A 21,131-nucleotide genomic window follows, 5' to 3' on the forward strand; every position below is an offset into this window, starting at 1 on the left:
ATCTTTAAAAACGGCATAGTAGTATTTAAAGATACTTTTACATTAAAAATATTTAATATTTTTTTAAATTTCAAGTTATAAGATGAAAATAAGACAAGTTCAAGGAGGTAAAATGAAAAAAATTGTATATTCTGTCTTATCTTTATCTTTTTTAATGAGTTCTGCTTTTGCCATTGATCAAGCAAAACTTCAAGCAAAAAAGCAAACAGGTATCCATTTACAAAGTGCACAATGGAAAGTCCCAAATACTATAGAAAATGGTATTATCATTGAAGATAAACTTCCAAATTCACCTTATACTCAAGCAGTCATTTTGGGTAATAAAATTTTAAATTACACCACAAACTATATAGGACCTCAAGCAAAAAATCCTAAAAATCGTTATGCAGGTAACAATCTTTCTTGCTCAAGCTGTCATGCTAATGCTGGAACTATAAAAAATCAATCAGGTTTTGTAGGAATTTATGCACGCTTTCCACAATATAATGCAAGAGCGGATAAAATAATCACTCTAGAAGATAGAATTAATGGCTGTATGGAAAGATCCATGAATGGCAAAAGGCTTCCAAACAACTCTCCTCAAATGAAAGCCATACTTGCTTATATGCATTATATTTCTCAAGGTATAGAAGTAGGAGCAAAAACACAAGGACAAGGATTACCTAAAATATCCTTTTTAAAAAGAGCAGCAGATCCTAAAAAAGGTAAAGAAATTTATCAAAATAAGTGCGTAGCCTGCCATGGAGAAAATGGAGAGGGGATAAAAAGTAATGATCCTAGTATGAGTTATTACATATATCCTGCTTTATGGGGAAATGATAGTTACAACACAGGTGCTGGCATGTATAGACTTATCAAAGCTGCAAGTTATATCAAAGCAAATATGCCAAAAGATGATGCAACCTTAACTCTAGAACAAGCTTATGATGTGGCAGCTTATATTAATTCTCAACCAAGATCTATTAAAAAGAATAGAAATAAAGACTTTCCAGATCGTGATGTAAAACCTGCAGATATGGATGTAAAACCTTATGCTAAACATGATAAATTTAGTATAGAGCAACATCGTTATGGTCCTTTTGAACCTTTATATATTAATACAAAATAATTTTTAAGAATAGCTAATTCTAGCTATTCTTTTTTTAAAACCCAAGCAAAATACCATATCGCAAAAGATAAAAGCAAAATCATAAAAAGCTTTTTATCATACACTCCAAAACCAATATAAAGCACAGAATACATAAAACCAAAACTTCCTGCATAAATGCAAATTCTACTCATTAAACCATTTTCTACTGCTCTAAAACATGGACATTTATGAAAAAATTTCTTTTTTGTTCCTTTGGGTTTAAAAAAACTCAAAATCGCACTTAAAATCAGTAAAAAACTTAAAAAATATAAAACCTTATCCATTAATGAAAATACCTTAACCAAGCAGGAATTGCATTTTGCTCTTCTCTTAAAGAACTTTCTTCTCCATGCCCTGGAAAAAGCTTAAAATCTTTTTCATAAGCTAAAACTTTAAGCAAACTCTCTTTCATCTTAGTTGCATCTGAGTAAGGAAAATCCCACCTACCAATACTACGATAAAATAAAAAATCCCCACTAAAAAGCACATCTTCGCCCACAAGTTCTATCATACAACACCCTGGAGTATGCCCTGGGAAATGATGAAATTTAAACTTAAACTCATCTATACTAAATTCATTTTCATTTTCTATCAATACATCAGCACTTGAATGCTCAAAACCATAATTAAAAGGATCTTTTAGCATAAAAGCATCATCTTTATGGATAAAAATTGGAATTTCATAAGCCATTCTAACTTTAGCATTATCATAAACATGATCATAATGACCATGGGTATTTAAAATAGCTAAAGGTTTGCTTGTATTTTCTTTGATAAACTTATAAGCATTTTCTCCTGGATCGATGATAATTTGCTTGTTATTATGATCTATAATATAACAATTTGTTTCATACATTCCACATGGTTGTTTCAAAATACGCATATAAACTTCCTTTTAACTAAATCAAATATAATTTTAAAAAATTAATATTTAAAGATTTTTTATGAATTATACAAAATTACAAGAATTATTGATCAATTTTATAAAAGAACAAGCAAGAGATAAAAATCTCATCTTAGGTTTAAGCGGTGGGATAGATTCGGCTTTAGTAGCTCATCTTTGCAAAAAAGCAGTAGGTGAAAAACTTTTTGTGCTTTTAATGCCTACAAAATATTCTAAAAAAGAAAATTTAGATGATGCGTTAATGCTATGTGATCATTTGCAAATTCATCACAAGATCATTTATATTGATGAAGTACTTTGTGCTTATGAAAAAATTTGTCAAGATTTAAGCCATTTACGTTTTGGGAATTTAGCTGCAAGAGTGCGTATGAGCTTGCTTTATGATTATTCAGCCTTGCATAATGCTTTAGTGGTAGGCACTTCTAATAAAAGCGAACTTATGCTTGGTTATGGAACTATTTATGGGGATTTAGCTTGCGCTTTTAATCCTTTAGCTACACTTTATAAAAGTGAAGTTTTTGAACTTGCTAAATTTATAGGTGTACATGAAAATTTCATACAAAAAGCCCCTAGTGCTGATCTTTGGCCAAATCAAAGTGATGAAAAAGATCTTGGCTATAAATATGAAGTTTTAGATGAAGTTTTAAAAGCTTTAGAAAAAAATCAAAGCTTGGAAAATTTTGATGAGAATTTAAAAAATTTAGTCTTAGAGCGTGTGCAAAATAATGCCTTTAAAAGAAAACTTCCAACAACATTAAAGAATACATATGACTTGGCTTGATCGGTATTTTTTTAAACCTAATTTTTTGCAAAAAATTCTAGCCTTTTTGCTTTTACCTTTTAGCTTTTTATATATGATTATAGCTATTTTAAATACTAAATTTAAAAAAGAACTTGATTTTAATTTACCCATTATAAGCATAGGTAATCTAACCCTAGGAGGCAATGGAAAAACTCCCATTTGTAAAGCCATAGCTGCTGAGTTTGAAAATTGTTTTATCATCTTAAGAGGCTATAAAAGACAAAGTGAAGGCTTAATCATCGTTAAACACAAAGATAAAATTTTATGCAGCATTAAAGAAAGTGGCGATGAAGCTATGGAGTATGCACTTACAAAGCACATTAGTGGAGTGATAGTAAGTGAAGATAGAGTTAAAGGCATACAAAAAGCTATCGAACTTGGAGCAAAGATCATACTTTTAGACGATGCTTTTTCTAAATTTCATATTAAAAAACTTAGTATTTTATTACAAAGCAAAGATGAGCCTTTTTTTGATTTTACCCTACCTAGCGGGGCTTATCGTTTGCCAAAATCTTTTGCTAAAAGGGCTGATTTTATAGCTAAAGAAAATGAAGATTTTGTGCGTTATTCTCATGTAAAAGAAAATCAAAAAGCTATTTTAATAAGCTCTATTGCAAAGCCTTTTAGATTATATGAGCATTTTATTAAAGCTAGAGCTTGTTATTTTTTTGCTGATCATTACACTTTTCAAAAAGAAGAATTAGAAAAACTTTTAAAAAAACACAATTGTGACACCTTAATGCTAACCTTTAAAGACTATGTCAAGGTAAAAGATTTTGGCTTTAAAACAGAATTAATTCATCTTGATATTATTTTAAAAGACAGCTTTAAGCAAATTTTGCAAGATTATATTGATAAATTTAACAATAAGGAAAAAAATGTTACTACACTCAACCCAAGATAAAAATCACCAAGTAAGCTTTTCAAAGGCCTTACTTAGCCCTAGTGCACCTAATAATGCTTTATATGCACCACTTAATCTACCAAAGCTTGATAATGAAGCTTTAAAAAATTTAAACTACAAAGAATTAGCTTTAAAAATTATCGCAGCTTTTGATTTTGATTTAGAGCCTGAAGTTTTTGAAAAAGCTTTGAAAACTTATGAGAGTTTTGATGATAAAACCTGCCCTGTTCATTTAAGAAAAATTAATGATAAGCTTTATATTAATGAATTATTTCATGGGCCAACAAGAGCTTTTAAAGACATGGCATTGCAACCTTTTGGCGTGCTTTTGGAATACTTAAAAAAAGATGATGATTTTTTAATCATGTGTGCTACAAGTGGCGATACAGGGCCTGCTACGCTAAAAAGCTTTGAAAATAAAAAAGGCATAAAAGTAGTTTGCATTTACCCAAATGAAGGCACAAGTAAAACTCAAGCTTTACAAATGACACACTCAAATGCAAGCAATTTAAAATCCATAGCCATTGAAGGTAATTTTGATGATGCACAAAATGCCCTAAAAACACTTTTAAATGATGAAGATTTTAAAAACACCTTAAAAGAAGAAAAGTTAAGTCTAAGTGCTGCAAATTCAGTTAATTTCGGAAGAATACTTTTTCAAATCATCTATCATTACTATGCTAGTTTAAAAATCGATAAAACAATAGACATTATTGTGCCGAGTGGAAATTTTGGTGATGCTTTGGGGGCTTATTATGCTAAAAAAATGGGAGCAAATATAGGTAAAATTAAAATTGCTTCCAATTCAAACAATATCTTAAGTGAGTTTTTTAATACAGGTAAATACGATTTAAGAAACAAAAACTTACAAAAGACTATTTCCCCTGCTATGGATATACTCATATCATCAAATATAGAAAGATTGCTTTTTGATAAATTCAAAGATGAACGCACCAAAGAACTTATGCAAGCTTTAAAGAATGAAAAATATTATGAGCTTAGCCAAAAAGAACTAAAGCTTTTACAAGAAGACTTTGAAGCTGATTTTTGCAATGATGATGAGTGTATGCAATATATCAAACAATACAGCCACTTAGGACTTTTAGATCCTCACACTTGCACTTGCTTTAAAATGCTTGATTCTAACACCACGACACTCATCACTTCCACAGCACAATGGAGTAAATTTACCCCAAGCATGTATCAGGCAATTTATAACAAAGAATGTCAAGATGAACAAGCTTGCATGCAAGAACTTGCAAAAGAATTTAAGCAAGAAATTCATCCAAATATTGCAAGCTTATTTACAAGCACTCAAAAACAAAATCAAGTTTGCAAACTTGAAAATCTAAAACAAACTATTATAGAATGGATAAAACAATGATAATCATACCAGCAAGATTAAAATCAAGTCGTTTTGAAAATAAAATTTTATGTGAAATTGACAATTTACCTATGTTTATTTATACAGCTAAAAAAATGCAAGAAGTTGATGAAGTGTGTGTGGCACTTGATGATGAAGAGGTTTTAAAAATAGCACAAAAACACAATATAAAAGCAGTTTTAACAAGCAAAAATCATGAAAGTGGCACTGATAGGATCAACGAAGCTTGTCAAATTTTAAAACTAAATGAAAATGAGCTAATTATTAATGTCCAAGCTGATGAGCCTTTTATAGAAAGACAAAATATTAAAGATTTTAAAGAATTTAGCCAAAAAGCTTTTGAAGATGAGCTTTGTTTTATGAGTAGTTGCTACAAAGAAGTAGATGCGAAAGCTTGTGATGATCCAAATTTGGTTAAAGTAGTTACTGATAGTAATGATTATGCTTTATATTTTTCAAGATCTAAAATTCCTTATGAAAGGGCAAATTATAAACAAAATTTTAAAGCCCACCTTGGAATTTATGCATATAGGGTTAAAAATTTACAAGAATTTTGTACTTTGAAAAACTCAGCTTTGGAAGAATGTGAAAAATTAGAACAATTAAGAGCCTTAGAAAATGGCAAAAAAATCAAAATGTTAAAAATACAAAGTCAAAGCATAGGTATAGATACAAAAGAAGATTATGAGAAAGCTTTGGCTAAATTTGGAGTTAAAAAATGAAAAAAATACTTTTTTTACTAAGCTTATTTTTTACACTTCATGCAAAAGAATTAATCGTAGGTATGGAACTGGCCTACCCTCCTTTTGAAATGAGTGATACTAAAGGCAATCCAAGTGGTATTAGTGTAGAGTTTTTACAAGCCTTTGCCAAAGAAAAAAACTATGATTTAAAAATTCAAAACATAGCTTGGGATGGACTTATACCTGCTTTAAGAACTCAAAAAATAGATCTAATCATGTCTTCTATGAGTATAAGCGAGCAAAGAAAAAAAGTAATAGATTTTACCTTGCCTTATGCTAAGGCAAATTTAGCGATATTAAGCGCTAAAAAATCAAATATTAATTCCATAGAAGATTTAAATCAAAAAGGAAAAATCCTTGCTTTAAAAAGAGGTTCAAGTGCGCATTTATATGCTCAAAAAAATCTTAAAAATGCAAAAATCCTAGTATTTGATAAAGAAAATGCAGCTATTTTAGAAGTCATTCAAGCAAAAGCTGATGCTTTTATTTATGATCAAATGAGTATTTATAAAGCATGGAAAAAACATCCTGAGCAAACAAAAGCTATTTTTACCCCTTTTGAAAAAACACCTGAGCAATGGGCCATAGCTTTAAATAAAAACAATACCAAATTAAAAGAAGAGCTCAATGAGTTTATTTTAAAATCTAAAAAAAATGGTCTTTTTGATAAACTAAGTCAAAAATATCTCAAAGATATGCAAGAAGTTTTCAAAGAACAAAAGCTTGAGTTTTTCTTTTAAGAAAAACTCTTTTCAAGCTTTCTTGAAAACATAGAAATAGGTAAAGTTAAAACCAAATAACAAAGCGCTAAGGGAATATAAATTTCTAAAGTAGAAAAGGTAAAAGCATTAATTTCTTGAGCATTTTGAGTTAATTCTGAAATAGCTATAACGCTTAAAAGAGAGCTATCTTTGATCAAATTACTAAGTTGTCCACTTAGTGGTGCTAAGATATTTTTTAAAGCTTGAGGAAAAATCACACTTTTATAAATTTCAAACTCACTCAAACCCAAAGCCTTAGCACTTTCATATTGCATTTTATCAACACTTAAAATCCCTGCTCTAAATATTTCACAAATATAAGCACTAGCAAATAAAGCTAAAATCAAAACTCCACAAACATAGCGATTATCAAGCCCCAAATTATCTGCAAAAATATAATAAATCAATAAAATTTGCACTAGCAAAGGTGTGCCTCTAATAAGCTCTATAAAAACTCTTGCAAACATATTAAAAAGCACGATTTTACAAAGACTCATATAACACAAAATCAAAGCAAAAATCACACCTACAATCAAAGACAAAACACTAATAAAAAAACTTGTAAAAAAACCTTGTATCATTTTGTCTTTATACTCATAAATTGCCATAAAATCAAAATTATAACTAGCACTTAAAAAAGATAAATAAAAAAATAAAAACAATAAAAATGCTAGCAAAAAGGCATTAACCGCAAACACCTTTGGACTGATTTTTTTATGCTCATTAAATTTATTACGCACTATAAAAAGATGATTCAATTCTAGCCTTTATTTTTTATCAAATTTTTTAAGTTTTTCATCATTTAAACTAAGTTCCATCTTACGAATTTCTTCCTCACCGCTACGGACTAATTTTTTATCATATTTAAAATACTTATTTTTAATTTTATTTGGATACTCTAAAGAATTAAGTAGATATTTAAATAAATTTATCCTTGCTTTCTTTTTACTATCTGAATTAATGATCACCCAAGGACATTTTGGTGTATTAGAAGCTAAAAGCATAGAATATTTGGCTAGAGTGTATTTATCCCATAATTCTTGTGATTTTTCATCAACAACAGAAAGTTTGTATTGTTTTAGCGGATCTGTTCTCCTTTGCTCAAAACGCCTTTTTTGCTCTTGTTTGGAAACTGAAAAATAAAATTTAAAAAACAAAATTCCACTATCAAGTAGCATTTCTTCAAAAGAAGACACCTCGCGCAAGAATTTTTTATGCTCATTTGGAGTACAAAAACCCATCACAGGTTCCACCCCCGCTCTATTATACCAAGATCTATCAAAAATTACTATCTCTCCTGCTGCAGGCAAATGTGTCACATAACGCTGAAAATACCACTGAGTTCTTTCCACATCACTTGGTTTTTCAAGTGCTACCACACGACAACCTCTAGGATTTAAATGTTCAATTAATCTTTTAATAGCACCACCTTTTCCTGCTGCATCACGCCCTTCAATTAAAATCAAAACTTTTAATCCTTTATCTTTGACATGATTTTGAAATTTTAAAAGCTCAATTTGTAATCTTCTAAGTTCGCTTTCATACTCAAGTGTTGATTTTTTCACTTTAATAAGAGTAAATTTATCCTTATCCACAACAAACTCCTTAATTTAGGATAATTATTAACTTAAATTTACCACAAATAAGTAAAATAAAACAAATTTAATTTTCAATTTCAAGGAGAAAAATGCGTTTTTTAGCGGTATTTTTTATTTTTTTCAATTTAGCTTTTGCTAATAATGGAGTATTATCACTTAATGAAGCTTTTAAACTCAATACCCATAGCAACAATCAAGGAATTTTTTTAAAAATCAATCTTGCAGATAGAATTTATCTTTATAAAGATCAAATCAAAGTAGAATTAGACTCTAATGACATTACTTCTTTATTAAATTTCCCACAAACTCAAACTAGAGAAAATAAAGAAGTAATCTTTAGCCAACTTGAACTTTTCATACCTCAATTATTATTAGATGATTTTGTTAAAAATAACAAAGCAAAACTTTCCCTAGCTTATCAAGGTTGTTCAGAAGAAGGTTTATGCTATCGTCCTGTATATGTAAATTATGAGCTTAATAAACAAAATGGAATTTATGCTATAAAATCAACTAAAGATCAATTTAAAAAGCAAAACGAAGATGAGCAAATTGCTAATGATTTAAGCACACAAAATATATTTATCACACTTTTGACTTTCTTTGGTTATGGCTTATTACTAGCATTTACTCCTTGCATTTTACCAATGATACCTATTCTTTCTTCATTAATTGCAATGAAGCTCAAAGACAAACCATCTAAAAAACATAGCTTTTATTTATCTTTTATCTATGTCTTTTTTATGTCTTTAGCTTATGCTATAGCAGGTGCTTTAGTAGGCCTTGCAGGGGCTAATGTACAAGGTTTATTACAACAACCTTGGATTATCATTACTTTTGCAGGCATTTTTGTATTACTTTCACTTTCTATGTTTGGACTTTATGAATTACAACTACCGCTTAAATTTCAAAATTTTATCAATAAAAAAATAGAAGGCAAAAATGGAGTTTTTGGTATAGCTATCATGGGCTTTTTATCAGCTCTTATTGTAGGTCCTTGTGTGGCTGCACCTTTAGCAGGAGCTTTGCTTTATATTACTAATAGTGGTGATGTATTTTTGGGAGGACTTTCTTTATTTGTGATGAGTTTTGGTATGGGCATGCCTTTACTCTTAATAGGTCTTGGAGGAAATCTTTTAAAAAGTGGGGCTTGGATGCTTAAGATAAAGATTTTCTTTGGTTTTATCATGCTCATTATGGCAGTTTGGATGCTAGAAAGAATACTTAGTGCAAATATCATTTTGATACTTTATGGAATTATAGGGATATTTTTTGCTAGTTTTATGGGTTTATTTGATGAAGCTAAAACTAATTTTAATAAATTTAAAAAAGCGAGTATGATTTTAGTTTTAACTTACAGTTTAAGCCTAATTTTAGGCGGCTCAATGGGTTCAAAAAGCCTACTAAAACCTCTTGAGTTTAACCTTACTTCAAAAGAAAATAGCCCTAGTTTAAGTTTTAAAACCATTAAAAATTTAAAAGAACTTAAGCAAGAATTACAAAATTCTACCAAACCTGTTATGCTTGAATTTACAGCCGCTTGGTGTGAAAACTGCAAACTTTTAGAAGAATATACTTTTACAGATGCTAAAGTACAAAATTTACTTGCTAATTACACACTTTTAAAAGCAGATGTAACACATAATAGCCAAGAAGATTTAGCTCTTATGAAAGAATTTGGAGTTTTTGGGCCTCCTGTGATGATATTTTTTAACAAAAGCGAGGAAAAAGGACGCATTATAGGCTATGTAGATGCAAATGAATTTTTAAATAAAGTTCCTTAAAGGACTCTATTTAAAATTAATTTTATTTCAAAAAACCTTTCAATCCTTCAAGCTGATATTGCCATAGTTTTTCTATAAAAATTTTAAGTTTTATTGCCAAAAGACCACTAATTGGTTTATGTAAAACCGTGCCAACTGCATAATCTTTTCCGATTGAACAAACGGTATTTCCACTCACAAAAGAAAATTCTTGTTTAAAATCTTTCTCATCAATCATAGCCATTAAAGCTTTAGCCACATAAGCTCCTTCTCTTAATGCAAGCTGGGCTGTTGGAGGATATGGAGTGTTAGTTTTAGGGTTTTTAAATAAACTATTATCGCCTATAAAAAAGTATTTTGATGAATTTTCAACATTTAATGGATGCATAAAAACATCTACTTCTATACGCGATCTTGTGCTTGGAAAATCTGAGCTATTTTCTATAACGCTATTACCTCTAACTCCTGCAGTCCAAATGATAGTATTAGCTTTAATAAATTCTCCCCCATCAAGCCTTATACCATTTTTTTCACATTCTATAATTTTAGATTTTTCATATACTTTCACACCAAGTGCTTCTAGTCTTTGCTTTGCTTTTAGAGCCAAACTTTTATCAAACATAGGTAAAATTTGATCCATAGCTTCAATAATAGAGAGTTCTAAATTCTCATAAGAAATTTGCTCTTTTTGACAAAATATTTTAAGCTCTTTAGCTAAAGAAGCTACAAATTCAACCCCGCTTAAGCCCCCGCCACAAACTGCGATTTTTAAATCATCTTCATTTTGGGTGGCTTTATAATTTTTTATTTTCTCATATATTATTTCATTAATTTTTAAAGCATTTTCATAATTATCTATACTCAAAGCATATTCTTGCATGCCTTTAATACCAAAAGTTTCTTTGGCAAAACCAAGTCCACATACTAAAATATCAAAGTCAAATTCATTATTTTTAGTAAAAACTTTGTCTTTAGAAATTTTTAAAACTTCATCTTGGATAAAGTTGATTTTTGGATTTAATAAAGGCAAAAGATCATATTTTGAACTATAAATATCTTCATTGGAAGCTACTTTGTGTAGTAAAATAGTATGATAATGATAAGAATTGTTATTAATCAAACTCACTTGTGCTTTTTCAAAAAACTCATCAGGTAAGGCTTTTATAGCCGATAAAGTAGCATATCCTGCACCTAAAAACAAAATTTTCTTTTTTTGCATGGATTTTCCTTTAATTTGATAAAAAAATAAATAAAAATTTGGCATAATGGTATTATTTTTTATCTTAAAATATTTTTTATTTAAATTTAACAAGGAAAAAGCATGCAAAGACAAACTTGGAGCAATACGCTAACTTATATCCTTACAGTAGCAGGAGCGACTATTGGTTTTGGAGCCACTTGGCGTTTTCCATATTTAGTGGGTGAAAATGGAGGCGGTGCTTATGTTTTGGCATTTTGTATAGCTATGATTTTTATAGGAATTCCTGTGATTTTGGTCGAAAATGTCATAGGAAGACGCAGAATGCTAAATTCAGTCGATGCTTTTGGCGGAAAAACAAGCGATGGAGTTAAAATATCTAATTCTTGGCAAGGTGTTGGCTATATGGGACTTTTGGGAAGTTTTGGAATCATGGCTTATTATATGGTAATAGGCGGATGGGTTTTAGCTTATATTTTTAAAATTATCATAGGCGATTTTAATCTTTCAAGTCCCATTAACGCTCAATATACAAGCGAATTTTATAGCTCTACTATAGAAAATAATCCTTTATTAATAGGAATTTTTACTACTATATTTGTGATAATTAATTGGATTATCTTAAAAAAAGGTGTAATTGATGGCATAGAAAAATCAGTAAAATACCTTATGCCATTTTTATTCATCTGCCTTTTGGTCGTTGTTGCACGCAATTTAACTCTTGAAGGAGCAAGCGAGGGTGTGAAATTTTACCTTACTCCTGATCTTTCCAAAATCACTCCTAAATTGTTTATAGATGTTTTAGGACAAGTATTTTTTGCCCTATCTTTGGGTTTTGGTGTAATGATAACCTTATCATCTCACCTTAAGAAAAATGAGAATTTAATCAAAACTTCTGTTTATACAGGAATTTTAAACACCCTCATAGCAGTGCTTGCTGGATTTATGATTTTCCCTGCTTTATTTAGCGTAGGTTTAACCCCTGATAGTGGGCCATCTTTGGTTTTTAAAACCTTGCCCGTTGCATTTTCACATATACCTTTTGGAAGTATAATTTGTGTGTTTTTCTTTTTGCTTTTAATCATCGCTGCACTTACTACAAGCTTACCAATTTATCAAGTAATCATTAGTGTTTTAGAGGAAAAATTTAAACTAGCTAAAAATACCGCTATTAATCTAACACTTGGAAGTATTTTTGTTTTAGGGAATTTACCATGTATACTTACCTATGGTCCTTTAAGAGATATTACTATCATCAAGGGAAAAAATATTTTTGATAGCTTTGATTTTATTAGTGGAAATATATTCTTTGTTTTAACCGCATTTTTTTGTTGTATTTATGTAGGTTGGGTGCTTAAAAAAGATGCTATTTATGAACTTTCCAATCAAAATACCCTAAAAGGAAGTATTTTTAAATTATGGTATTATTATGTTAAATTTATTATACCTTTGATTATCTTAGTGATTTTTTATTTTGGAATTTTTTAATTTATACTCATAACGCTTTAACATGCTTATATTTCCTTCAAGGCCTCCTTGATGGATATATAAGATTTTTCCACCAAATTGCTCTTTATGAGCTAATAAAGTTTTAAAACCTACCATATCATAAAGCAAATCAAACTCCACTCCACATTCTTTTTTTAAATCCTTATAAAGCTCATAAAATTCTAAATAAGGCTTAGCAAAATGATATTTTTTAGGTGAATTTAATATGGTTAAATTATCAAAATCATAATTTGGCTCTAAGCTTAAAATTTGCTCTTTTAAATATGCACTATCGCCCACACAAGCACATGTAAAAACTTTAAATTTACTATGTTTAGCCAAAAAAGCCGCAGAAGTTCCTGTACCTGAAGGTAAAAAAATACTTACAGTTTCACTTAACTGCTCACTAAGCTCTAAGGCTAGTTGCTGGTATCCAAATTCAGCTTCTTTTATAGCCACACCCTCTTCTATAAAAATATCATCATCTTTTTTCAAGGCTAGAGCTTGCAGTCTTCTTGTGGGATAATTTATATTTTCTATCAACTTCACATTGTGTTTTAATGCAAATTCTAAATTTCCATGGGGATTTTCTTTTAAAAAAGAACTCATTTTTTCACAAACAAAAATGAGCAAAAAATCATTTTCGTAACAAAACTTAGCTAAAGCAACTAAAGCATTACTTTGAGAGGAGCCAAAAGAAATAAATCTTTGTCCTTTTTTAAATAAATGTTTATTTTTTTCAAAAAAGGCTAGTTTTCTAGCCTTATTTCCATTAATATAACCTAGTAAATCATCTCTTTTGAGTAAAAATTCAAAATCATTGTATTTTAAAACATCAATTCTACTTGCTATCAAGGTATTTTTCAACCTTTTCTAAAGCATTATTTGTATTGATATTAAACTTAATCTCTATTCTACGACTTGCCTCTTTGTCTTCTTTACCATCTTTCATAATTACATCAGAATAAGATCTACCACTTGCCATTAAAAGTTTTTGCAATCTTGGATCTTTGTAAAATGAGTGTATAAAACTCATCACAGCATAAGCTCTTTTTTGTGATAAATCAAGATTATATATATAAGAGCCTGCACTATCCGTATGCCCTTCTATGACTATATTTTCTATACTATTTAAGATATTTTCATCTTTTAAGATATTGTCAAAATACTGTGTTAAAATTGCCTTTAAATTCTCTTTTGCTTGAGCTTTTAGAGTAAAAGAATTTGTATCAAAAAGCACTTCAGAAGGTAAAACTATCGCACCTGTATTAGAATCTAAGGTAATATTAGTATCAAATTTTGCTTGAAGATTTTTGATAGTATTTTCTTTGATTAATCCTAGTTCTTTGATTTTGCTTTTCGCCTCATCAAAATTACGCTCTAATTCTTTAATTTCCTCATCTTTTTTATTTAATCTTTCAAGTAAAGCAAAAATTTGCTGATCTTTTTCATCTAAACTTGAATTTAAATCTTGATTAAGTTTAGTAATATTAGCTTCTAAAGCTTGTTTTTGTTTGTTGATATTATCAAGTGTACTTGAGGTATTACTTAATTTTTGGCTAAGACTTTTTAAAATATCTTCTTTTTGATTTAATTCTTCTTTATTCTCTCTTAAGCGTTCTTCTTGTTTTTGCAAATTTTCTTTTATGATTTGTAAATCACTTTGAGTTAAAACATACTTAACAACTATAGCTCCAATAAGCAAAATAAATATAAAAAGCAAGCCTGCCATTAAATCTGCATAAGCTATCCAAAAATTATTTTCTTCATTGTTAGAATTATTTTTTATCATCTATTTTTTCATCTTCTTTTTGATTTTCAAGCTTTGCAATAACTTGTGTGGTTTGCTCATCTAATTCTTTGCTTTCTTCTTTAAATTCTTGCATTAGTGAAATTTTTTCGTCAATATTTTTTTCATCTTCATAAGCTTCTTTAAAAGTATGCATACCCTCTATAATACTTGCCCTAAAGCCTTCAAAAAGCTTAGTTTGATTATCAAGCATAAGATTTTGATATTTTTCAATATTATTTGAAAAATTATTTACCTTTTCATCTAAAGCACTCACACTTTTATCTAAATGCACAATCTTATCTGAACTCACATCTAAAAGTCTATTATATTGCTCTGAAATTCTTAAAGTTAGATCTTTTATGTTTGAATTTAACATATTTACCGCATTTGCAATCTCGCTATAAGTTTTAACTATATCTTTTTGCTCTCTTTGGGTTTTAGATAAATCACTCATAGTTTGTTTTACATGCTCACTGCTTAATCTTACAGCTTTTTCTTCAGCATTTACAAGTTCTTGAAAAACTTTGAATTTTCTATCTATTGTATTATCTAGTTCTTTAAAAAATTCCTCATTGCTTACATGTTCAAAAATCGTGCCTATTTTTTCAAAATGTTGCAAACTTTCTTGAAGATATTTTCTATCAATTTCTTCTTTAGACCAGAAAAAATCGCTTGTTGCGTTTTTTTGACGATTTAGAAGTTTTTGGAATTTACTACTACCGTATTTTTCAAAAAATATCCACCAAAGTGCTAAGAAAATTCCATAAATTGATACATAAAAGGCTGTTCCTACTCCATTTAATAAAACTGAAATCTCTTGTTCTAAGCCTGCTGTGTCGCTTGAATTAAAATTTGGCATAGACATGGCTATACTTATAAAAGTTCCTAAAATACCAAGCATAGGAAAAATAGCTGCACCCACAGAAGCAAAATTTTCATTTCTCAAATCTTTCACATAAGCATATGCAAAATCATCAAAACTAGCATTTGACTTTGTTTCTTTACCTATAACTAAAAAATGCTTCATAATATAGCGTTTTAATATCAGCTTAAATTCATCTTTTTGTTGCTCAAAAATACTTGAAGCATAATCAGCGCTATGTCTAGCAAAGATCAAAGCCACTAAAAAGATAATCCCTATCATTACAACACTATGTAATTCTACTTTAAAATCAATCTTTCCAAAATACCCTAAAAGCACTAAAATATACAATATAGCAGGGATAAAAATAATCTTTAAATAAGCAACAATTCCTGTGCTACCTTTTCCTTCAGGTAATACAAGATCAGAAAAATCATCAGTTGTTTTAACTTCCATTTTATAAACCTTTGTTAATTTTACTCTAAAAATTTAAAATCTTCACAGGAAAATCAACTAAGAGTTATAAAACTCTTAGTTTCTATCGATACAATTTAAATCGCTAAAAGCACACTCTAAGCGTTTGATCATACTCTCTTCGCCCGCTCTAAGCCATACTCTTGGATCATAATATTTTTTATTTGGCTTATCTTCTCCATCTGGATTACCAATTTGGCCTTGCAAATAAGCTTTATTTTTAAGCTCATATTCTCTAACACCATCCCAAAAAGCCCATTGTGTATCTGTATCAATATTCATTTTAATTACACCGTAGCTAAGTGCTGCTTTGATATCCTCTATATCGCTACCACTACCACCATGGAAAACAAAATTGATTGGTTTATCTTCACCAAGATTGAATTTTTCTTTTACATAATTTTGAGAGTTTTTAAGAATTTCAGGTCTTAAAATCACATTTCCTGGTTTATATACTCCATGTACATTACCAAAACTAGCTGCAATTGAAAATCTATCACTAATTTTAGAAAGTCTCTCATAAGCTAATGCTACATCTTCAGGCTGAGTGTATAATTTTGCATTATCAATATTAGTATTATCCACTCCATCTTCTTCACCACCCGTACATCCTAGCTCAAGCTCTAAAGAAATTCCAAGCTCAGACATTTGTTTTAAATAATTCTCACAAGTGCCTAGATTACTTTCTAAATCCTCTTCACTTAAATCAATCATATGAGAGCTAAACAAAGGCTTACCTGTTTCTTTTTTAAACTCAATATTTGCTTCAATCAAAGCATCAATCCAAGGAAGTAATTTTCTAGCAGCATGATCTGTGTGTAAAATTACTGGAACTCCATAAGCTTTTGCCATTAAATGCACATGTCTTGCACCACTTATAGCACCAAGCACATCAGCTTTTGGACAAGCTTTTCCTGCTACAAATTTAGCTCCACCATTTGAAAATTGAATAATCACAGGTGAATTAACTTTTTTAGCACTTTCTAAAACCGCATTAATAGAATTTGTCCCCACGACATTTACCGCAGGGATAGCAAATCCTTCTTTTTTTGCATAATTATATACGGTATTTAGATCATCGCCACTTAAAACACCTGGTTTGACAAGATCTAATACACCCATTATTTATATTCCACTTTTGCTTTTTGACGAAGCTCTTGAGCTTTTTTATTCATAAGTTCTTTAAATTCTTCCATTTTGATATTGCTTTCAATACCTGCTTTTACTTCATTATAACTCATAGTACTTTTCGCTCTAGCATCTTCTTTTAAAATAATATGATATCCAAAATCACTTTTTACTGGTGTTTTAGAAATAGTGCCTTTTTTCATAGAAAAAGCTGCATCAGCAAATGGTTTTACCATAGTTGATTCAGCAAACCATCCAAGATCACCACCTTGAGCCGAAGAACCTTTGTCGATTGATTTTTCTTTTGCAAGTTGAGCAAATTTATCATTTAAAGCTTTTCCACTTAACTTACTAAGCTCGGCAATAATATCTTTAGCTTCTTTTTCACTAGTTACCAAAATATGCTTAGCTTTTACTTGAGCTGGTTTAGTAAATTTATCTTTATTTGCTTCATAGTATTTTTTAGCCTTAGCATCATCATTTTTGATAGAATCAAAAATTTTCTTTTGATAGATATTTACCATGATAGCTTCTTTAGCACGCTCTAATTCTTCTTTATATGAAGGATCATTTTCTATTTTTTGAGCTTTAGCGTCTTTTAATACAAGTTGTTGGATGATATATTGATCAATGATTGCTTTTTTTTGTTCAGCTGGTAAGTCAGTGATTTTAGCACCTCTTAACATAGGAGCAAAAAACTCATTTACTTCTGTATCGCTAATATTGTTTCCATCAAGGGTTGCAACCACCGCAGCATTTAAACTCAAACCTGTTAATAAAGCCGCAGCAACTAAAGAAATTTTTTTCATTGTTTTTCCTTTGAAATAGTTTTGTTGATTTTATTATATCTAAACTTTATTTAAAGCCGATTAACATACAATAAGTTTATGAAAAGAAATTTAGAAATTAAAGAATTATTTTTAAAACATTTTGGACAAGCAAAAACAGAATTAGTTTTTAGCAATGCTTATGAACTTATAGTTTGTGTTATGCTTTCAGCTCAATGTACTGATAAAAGGGTTAATCTCATCACACCTGCTTTATTTAAAGCTTACCCTAGTGTGCAAGATTTAGCTAAGGCAAATTTATCTTCTTTAAAACTTTTGATTAATTCTTGCTCATTTTATAATAATAAAGCACAAAATTTAATCAAAATGGCTCAAGCAGTTTGCGAACAATTTAATGGTGAAATTCCAATGGACGAGCAAGATTTGAAAACTCTAGCAGGTGTAGGACAAAAAACTGCACATGTAGTGATGATAGAATGGTGTGGGGCTAATTGCATGGCTGTAGATACCCATGTATTTAGAGTTTCGCATAGACTTAATCTTAGCAAAGCCAAAACTCCTGAAGAAACCGAAAAAGACTTAACTAAAATTTTTAAAGATAATCTAAACTATCTTCATCAAGCTATGGTGCTTTTTGGGCGTTATACATGTAAAGCTAAAAATCCTTTATGCAAAGAGTGCTTTTTAAATCATTTATGTAAAAGTAAAGATAAGAAAATTTAATCTAGCACCAATTTAGTGCTAGATGATTTTAATGAAAGAATGGTAGATACAAGAAAGCATTGATGACTAAAGCATTTACTATATCTATGAAAAACGCACCCACTAAAGGTACAATAATAAATGCCATATGGCTCATACCATAGTGATTTGTTACAGTTTGCATATTTACCATAGCTGTTGGAGTAGCGCCCAAACCAAAACCACAATGCCCTGCTGCTAAAACTGCTGCGTCATAATCTTTTCCACATACCCTAAAAGTGATAAATATAGCATAAGCAGCCATCATAGCAACCTGAACAGCTAAAATTACCAACATCGGTAATGCAAGAGTTACTAAATCCCAAAGATTAATAGTCATTAGAGCTAAAGCTAAAAATAAAGATAAGCTTACATTACCCAAAACTGATACTTCTCTATCAAATACATGATGAATTTTTGTAGCTGATAAAACATTTCTTAAAACCACACCTACAAAAAGACAATACACAAAAGTTGGTAAAGTAAAACCTGTATTTGTTTTAATATAAGTAGACAAAGCACTACCTATTAATAAACATAAAGCAATTAATGCCAAAGATTCTATAAAAGAAGAAGGTGTGATTAGTCTTTCTTTTTCTGGAGACTGGAAATTTAAAATCGCATCTTTATCATCATTTTGCTTTGGAACTACTAACTTATATTTATTGACTAAATATCTTGCAACAGGCCCACCTATGATACCACCTGAAATAAGCCCAAAAGTAGCACAAGCAATAGCAACAGTAGTTGCACTAGAGTAAAAATAAGGTTCTTTAATAAATTCAGCTGCCCATGCTGCACCTGTTCCATGACCACCACTCATTGTAACAGAACCTGCTATAAGTCCCATTAGTGGATTTTGCCCCATAGCACTTGCCACACCTATGCCAACTATATTTTGCGCAAAAAGCAAGCCAACAACAACAACTAAAAAAATTGCTAATTTTCTTCCACCCTTTTTTAAAGAAGCAAAATCAGCTAACAAACCAATACTTGAAAAAAATGCAAGCATTAAAGGATCTTTCATAGATTCATCAAATTTAATATCCAATGAGAAGAAACTATGTAAGATCAAAAGAATAATCGCAGCAATCCCACCACCAACAACTGGCTCAGGGATATTATAATCACGAAGAAATTTTACCCTTTTAATGACAAATACGCCTAAAAGCAATACTATAACCATAGTAACTAGCGTTGCATAAAAATCAAATTTCATAATTCTCCTTTGTTTGATTTATTTATCAATTGTATTCTAAATGACTTTAAAACAACGCAAATAAACAACACTCTTTTCTTATAATATTACAAAATGAAACACTTTTAGTCTTTTTTACTCTGAAATTAAAACAATATTATGATATAAATTAATATTTTTAAGCAAAGATAGCTTTGCTCTGCTAAGCTCTTGGAGTGAATTTATAAGCAAAGCATCCGCATCAAGATAATCTTTTAGTTCACTGCGACCTAATTCATATTTTTCTAAATATAGCTGTGTAATTTTTTCTTGATTAACATTAATGTCTTTTACTAATTTTAACAAATCATTATAATACTTGTCATTTTCATAACAAAGTTTAAATTCATGGATAGTTCTTTGTAATACATCTTTATATTCAACCAAACGAGCTTGATATGCTAATTCAGAAATTTTTACATTTTGTTTTACTCTATAAAAGTCCAAAAATGGTAAGTCAATGGCGACATTGCCTCCTAAAATTAAAAATTTAAAACTCTCATCAATATTCTTATCATTCCCATCTAAATTTCCCAATATTTTTATGCTAGGTAAAATACTTTTTTGCACACTTGTATAATCCTTGTAAGAAGCCATAAGTTGATTTAGTTTTGCTTGAACTTGTGGTCTATAAGCAAGCATTTTTAATTCTATATCAAAATTAATTTTTTGCAAAGAAAAATCTTCAAGAGTATAATTTAGCATTTTATTAATCAAATGCTCATCATCTTTACCCAGTAAGTCTTTTATATTTTTAAGAGTTAAGTCTTTATTTTGCAAATTTGTAATGATATTTTGTTTAGTGTTTAATAAAGATTTTTTAATATTTAAAAGATCTATATATTCAACTTTTCCATAATTAAGTTTAGTAGTATAAATTTCTAGCATTTGCTCTAGATTTTTTAAATGTTTGTTTAATAAATGATCTACATCATTGAAATAAATAAATTCAAAAATACTATTTATCGCTAAATTAATCGTATCAAACTCTAAAGAGCGTAACTCATACTCACTTGCCTTTGCTAAAAATTCAGAACTAGCAACTTGATCTGAAATTTTGCCATATATATCAAGCTCATAATTTAACATAATGCCATTTGAAAAACTATGCGTTTTTGCGCCATTGTTTAAATTTTTTCTTATATTTGCACCAAAATTTCCACTCAAAGTAGGATAAAGATCTAAATTTAAAAGCTTATATCTAGCTAAAGTACTTAAAAAATTAACCCTTGCTATATTTAAGTCTTTATTATTATCAATAATAGCTTTTAAGATATTATTTAAGTCTTGATTATTATATTTTTCCCACCAAGCCTTGCTTGCGTTAAAATCTTCAAAATATTCTTTTTTTATTTGCTCTTGAGATACTTGCTCTAATTTTACTCCTACGCAGGCATTTAAAAAAAAGGCTATAAAAAATAATAAAAATATTCTCATC

The 21,131-nt window shown here is 29.5% G+C and carries 21 protein-coding genes; 9 read left to right on the forward strand and 12 right to left on the reverse strand.

Annotation, left to right across the window (positions count from 1 at the left end; translation table 11 throughout):
- Positions 1–112: 112 nt before the first annotated feature.
- Entirely contained in the window at positions 113–1,108 is a 996-nt protein-coding gene (locus L8X50_RS00075) for a c-type cytochrome (protein ID WP_263660053.1), read from the forward strand.
- Positions 1,109–1,131: 23 nt separating this feature from the next.
- Here L8X50_RS00075 and L8X50_RS00080 read toward each other — a convergent pair whose 3' ends face one another.
- Together L8X50_RS00080 and L8X50_RS00085 are read right to left on the reverse strand one after the other, a co-directional pair.
- Complete coding sequence (locus L8X50_RS00080) at positions 1,132–1,413, reverse strand: hypothetical protein (RefSeq protein ID WP_263660054.1); 282 nt, start codon at positions 1,411–1,413, stop codon at positions 1,132–1,134.
- Entirely contained in the window at positions 1,413–2,012 is a 600-nt protein-coding gene (locus L8X50_RS00085) for an MBL fold metallo-hydrolase (protein WP_263660055.1), read from the reverse strand. Before L8X50_RS00085 ends, L8X50_RS00080 begins: the two co-directional genes overlap by 1 nt.
- Before the next feature lie 61 nt (positions 2,013–2,073).
- Here L8X50_RS00085 and L8X50_RS00090 point away from each other — a divergent pair, with 61 nt between their 5' ends.
- From L8X50_RS00090 to L8X50_RS00110, 5 genes are read left to right on the forward strand one after another with little or no spacing between them, the layout of a single operon-like run.
- Positions 2,074–2,814, forward strand: a complete 741-nt coding sequence (locus tag L8X50_RS00090) for an NAD+ synthase (protein ID WP_263660056.1) — start codon at positions 2,074–2,076, stop codon at positions 2,812–2,814.
- Entirely contained in the window at positions 2,801–3,739 is a 939-nt protein-coding gene (locus tag L8X50_RS00095; RefSeq protein ID WP_263660057.1) for a tetraacyldisaccharide 4'-kinase, read from the forward strand. Before L8X50_RS00090 ends, L8X50_RS00095 begins: the two co-directional genes overlap by 14 nt.
- Positions 3,714–5,123: a threonine synthase gene (thrC, locus tag L8X50_RS00100; protein ID WP_263660058.1), complete on the forward strand. Its 1,410-nt coding sequence runs from the start codon at positions 3,714–3,716 to the stop codon at positions 5,121–5,123. The genes L8X50_RS00095 and thrC overlap by 26 nt, the downstream gene beginning before the upstream one ends.
- Positions 5,120–5,845, forward strand: a complete 726-nt coding sequence (kdsB, locus tag L8X50_RS00105) for a 3-deoxy-manno-octulosonate cytidylyltransferase (RefSeq protein ID WP_263660059.1) — start codon at positions 5,120–5,122, stop codon at positions 5,843–5,845. Before thrC ends, kdsB begins: the two co-directional genes overlap by 4 nt.
- A complete protein-coding gene (locus L8X50_RS00110; RefSeq protein WP_133318832.1) occupies positions 5,842–6,606 on the forward strand; it encodes a transporter substrate-binding domain-containing protein in 765 nt (254 codons plus the stop codon). The genes kdsB and L8X50_RS00110 overlap by 4 nt, the downstream gene beginning before the upstream one ends.
- Here L8X50_RS00110 and L8X50_RS00115 read toward each other — a convergent pair.
- Positions 6,603–7,385, reverse strand: a complete 783-nt coding sequence (locus L8X50_RS00115; protein WP_263660060.1) for an amino acid ABC transporter permease — start codon at positions 7,383–7,385, stop codon at positions 6,603–6,605. The two genes, L8X50_RS00110 and L8X50_RS00115, sit on opposite strands and share 4 nt — an antisense overlap.
- 9 nt (positions 7,386–7,394) lie before the next feature.
- Positions 7,395–8,237, reverse strand: coding sequence for a polyphosphate kinase 2 (gene ppk2 / locus L8X50_RS00120; protein ID WP_220567128.1), 843 nt, complete (start codon positions 8,235–8,237; stop codon positions 7,395–7,397).
- Between the two features lie 77 nt (positions 8,238–8,314).
- Between ppk2 and dsbD the strand changes: the two genes are divergently transcribed.
- The gene (dsbD, locus tag L8X50_RS00125) at positions 8,315–10,006 is read left to right on the forward strand and encodes a protein-disulfide reductase DsbD (protein WP_263660061.1); all 1,692 of its coding nucleotides are present in this window, start codon (positions 8,315–8,317) and stop codon (positions 10,004–10,006) included.
- A gap of 22 nt (positions 10,007–10,028) precedes the next feature.
- On the opposite strand, the gene L8X50_RS00130 is transcribed toward dsbD, so the two are convergent.
- Positions 10,029–11,204, reverse strand: coding sequence for an NAD(P)/FAD-dependent oxidoreductase (locus tag L8X50_RS00130; RefSeq protein ID WP_263660062.1), 1,176 nt, complete (start codon positions 11,202–11,204; stop codon positions 10,029–10,031).
- A gap of 102 nt (positions 11,205–11,306) precedes the next feature.
- On the opposite strand from L8X50_RS00130, the gene L8X50_RS00135 reads away from it, so the two are divergent.
- Positions 11,307–12,671, forward strand: a complete 1,365-nt coding sequence (locus L8X50_RS00135; protein ID WP_214126899.1) for a sodium-dependent transporter — start codon at positions 11,307–11,309, stop codon at positions 12,669–12,671.
- Here L8X50_RS00135 and L8X50_RS00140 read toward each other — a convergent pair.
- From L8X50_RS00140 to L8X50_RS00160, 5 genes are all read right to left on the reverse strand, one after another.
- Complete coding sequence (locus tag L8X50_RS00140) at positions 12,642–13,526, reverse strand: 1-aminocyclopropane-1-carboxylate deaminase/D-cysteine desulfhydrase (protein ID WP_263660063.1); 885 nt, start codon at positions 13,524–13,526, stop codon at positions 12,642–12,644. The genes L8X50_RS00135 and L8X50_RS00140 overlap by 30 nt on opposite strands.
- Positions 13,513–14,463 (reverse strand): OmpA family protein, encoded by a 951-nt coding sequence (locus tag L8X50_RS00145; protein ID WP_263660064.1) that lies wholly within the window; start codon positions 14,461–14,463, stop codon positions 13,513–13,515. The genes L8X50_RS00140 and L8X50_RS00145 overlap by 14 nt, the downstream gene beginning before the upstream one ends.
- Positions 14,450–15,781 carry a MotA/TolQ/ExbB proton channel family protein gene (locus L8X50_RS00150; protein ID WP_039626332.1) on the reverse strand — a complete coding sequence of 444 codons (1,332 nt, stop codon included), beginning with the start codon at positions 15,779–15,781 and terminating at the stop codon, positions 14,450–14,452. Before L8X50_RS00150 ends, L8X50_RS00145 begins: the two co-directional genes overlap by 14 nt.
- Positions 15,782–15,856: 75 nt before the next feature.
- Positions 15,857–16,921, reverse strand: a complete 1,065-nt coding sequence (fbaA, locus tag L8X50_RS00155) for a class II fructose-bisphosphate aldolase (protein ID WP_133318824.1) — start codon at positions 16,919–16,921, stop codon at positions 15,857–15,859.
- Positions 16,921–17,736 (reverse strand): peptidylprolyl isomerase, encoded by an 816-nt coding sequence (locus L8X50_RS00160; protein ID WP_133318823.1) that lies wholly within the window; start codon positions 17,734–17,736, stop codon positions 16,921–16,923. Before L8X50_RS00160 ends, fbaA begins: the two co-directional genes overlap by 1 nt.
- Before the next feature lie 78 nt (positions 17,737–17,814).
- Here L8X50_RS00160 and nth point away from each other — a divergent pair, with 78 nt between their 5' ends.
- On the forward strand, positions 17,815–18,438 hold the full coding sequence (gene nth / locus L8X50_RS00165) for an endonuclease III (RefSeq protein ID WP_133318822.1): 624 nt from the start codon (positions 17,815–17,817) through the stop codon (positions 18,436–18,438).
- 28 nt (positions 18,439–18,466) lie between these two features.
- Here nth and gltS read toward each other — a convergent pair whose 3' ends face one another.
- Entirely contained in the window at positions 18,467–19,675 is a 1,209-nt protein-coding gene (gltS, locus tag L8X50_RS00170) for a sodium/glutamate symporter (RefSeq protein ID WP_133318821.1), read from the reverse strand.
- A 114-nt stretch (positions 19,676–19,789) separates the two neighbouring features.
- Complete coding sequence (locus tag L8X50_RS00175; RefSeq protein WP_263660065.1) at positions 19,790–21,130, reverse strand: TolC family protein; 1,341 nt, start codon at positions 21,128–21,130, stop codon at positions 19,790–19,792.
- Position 21,131 lies beyond the last annotated feature (1 nt).

It is taken from the genome of Campylobacter sp. CNRCH_2013_0898h, from assembly GCF_025772965.1.
Lineage (GTDB): Bacteria > Campylobacterota > Campylobacteria > Campylobacterales > Campylobacteraceae > Campylobacter_D > Campylobacter_D lari_D.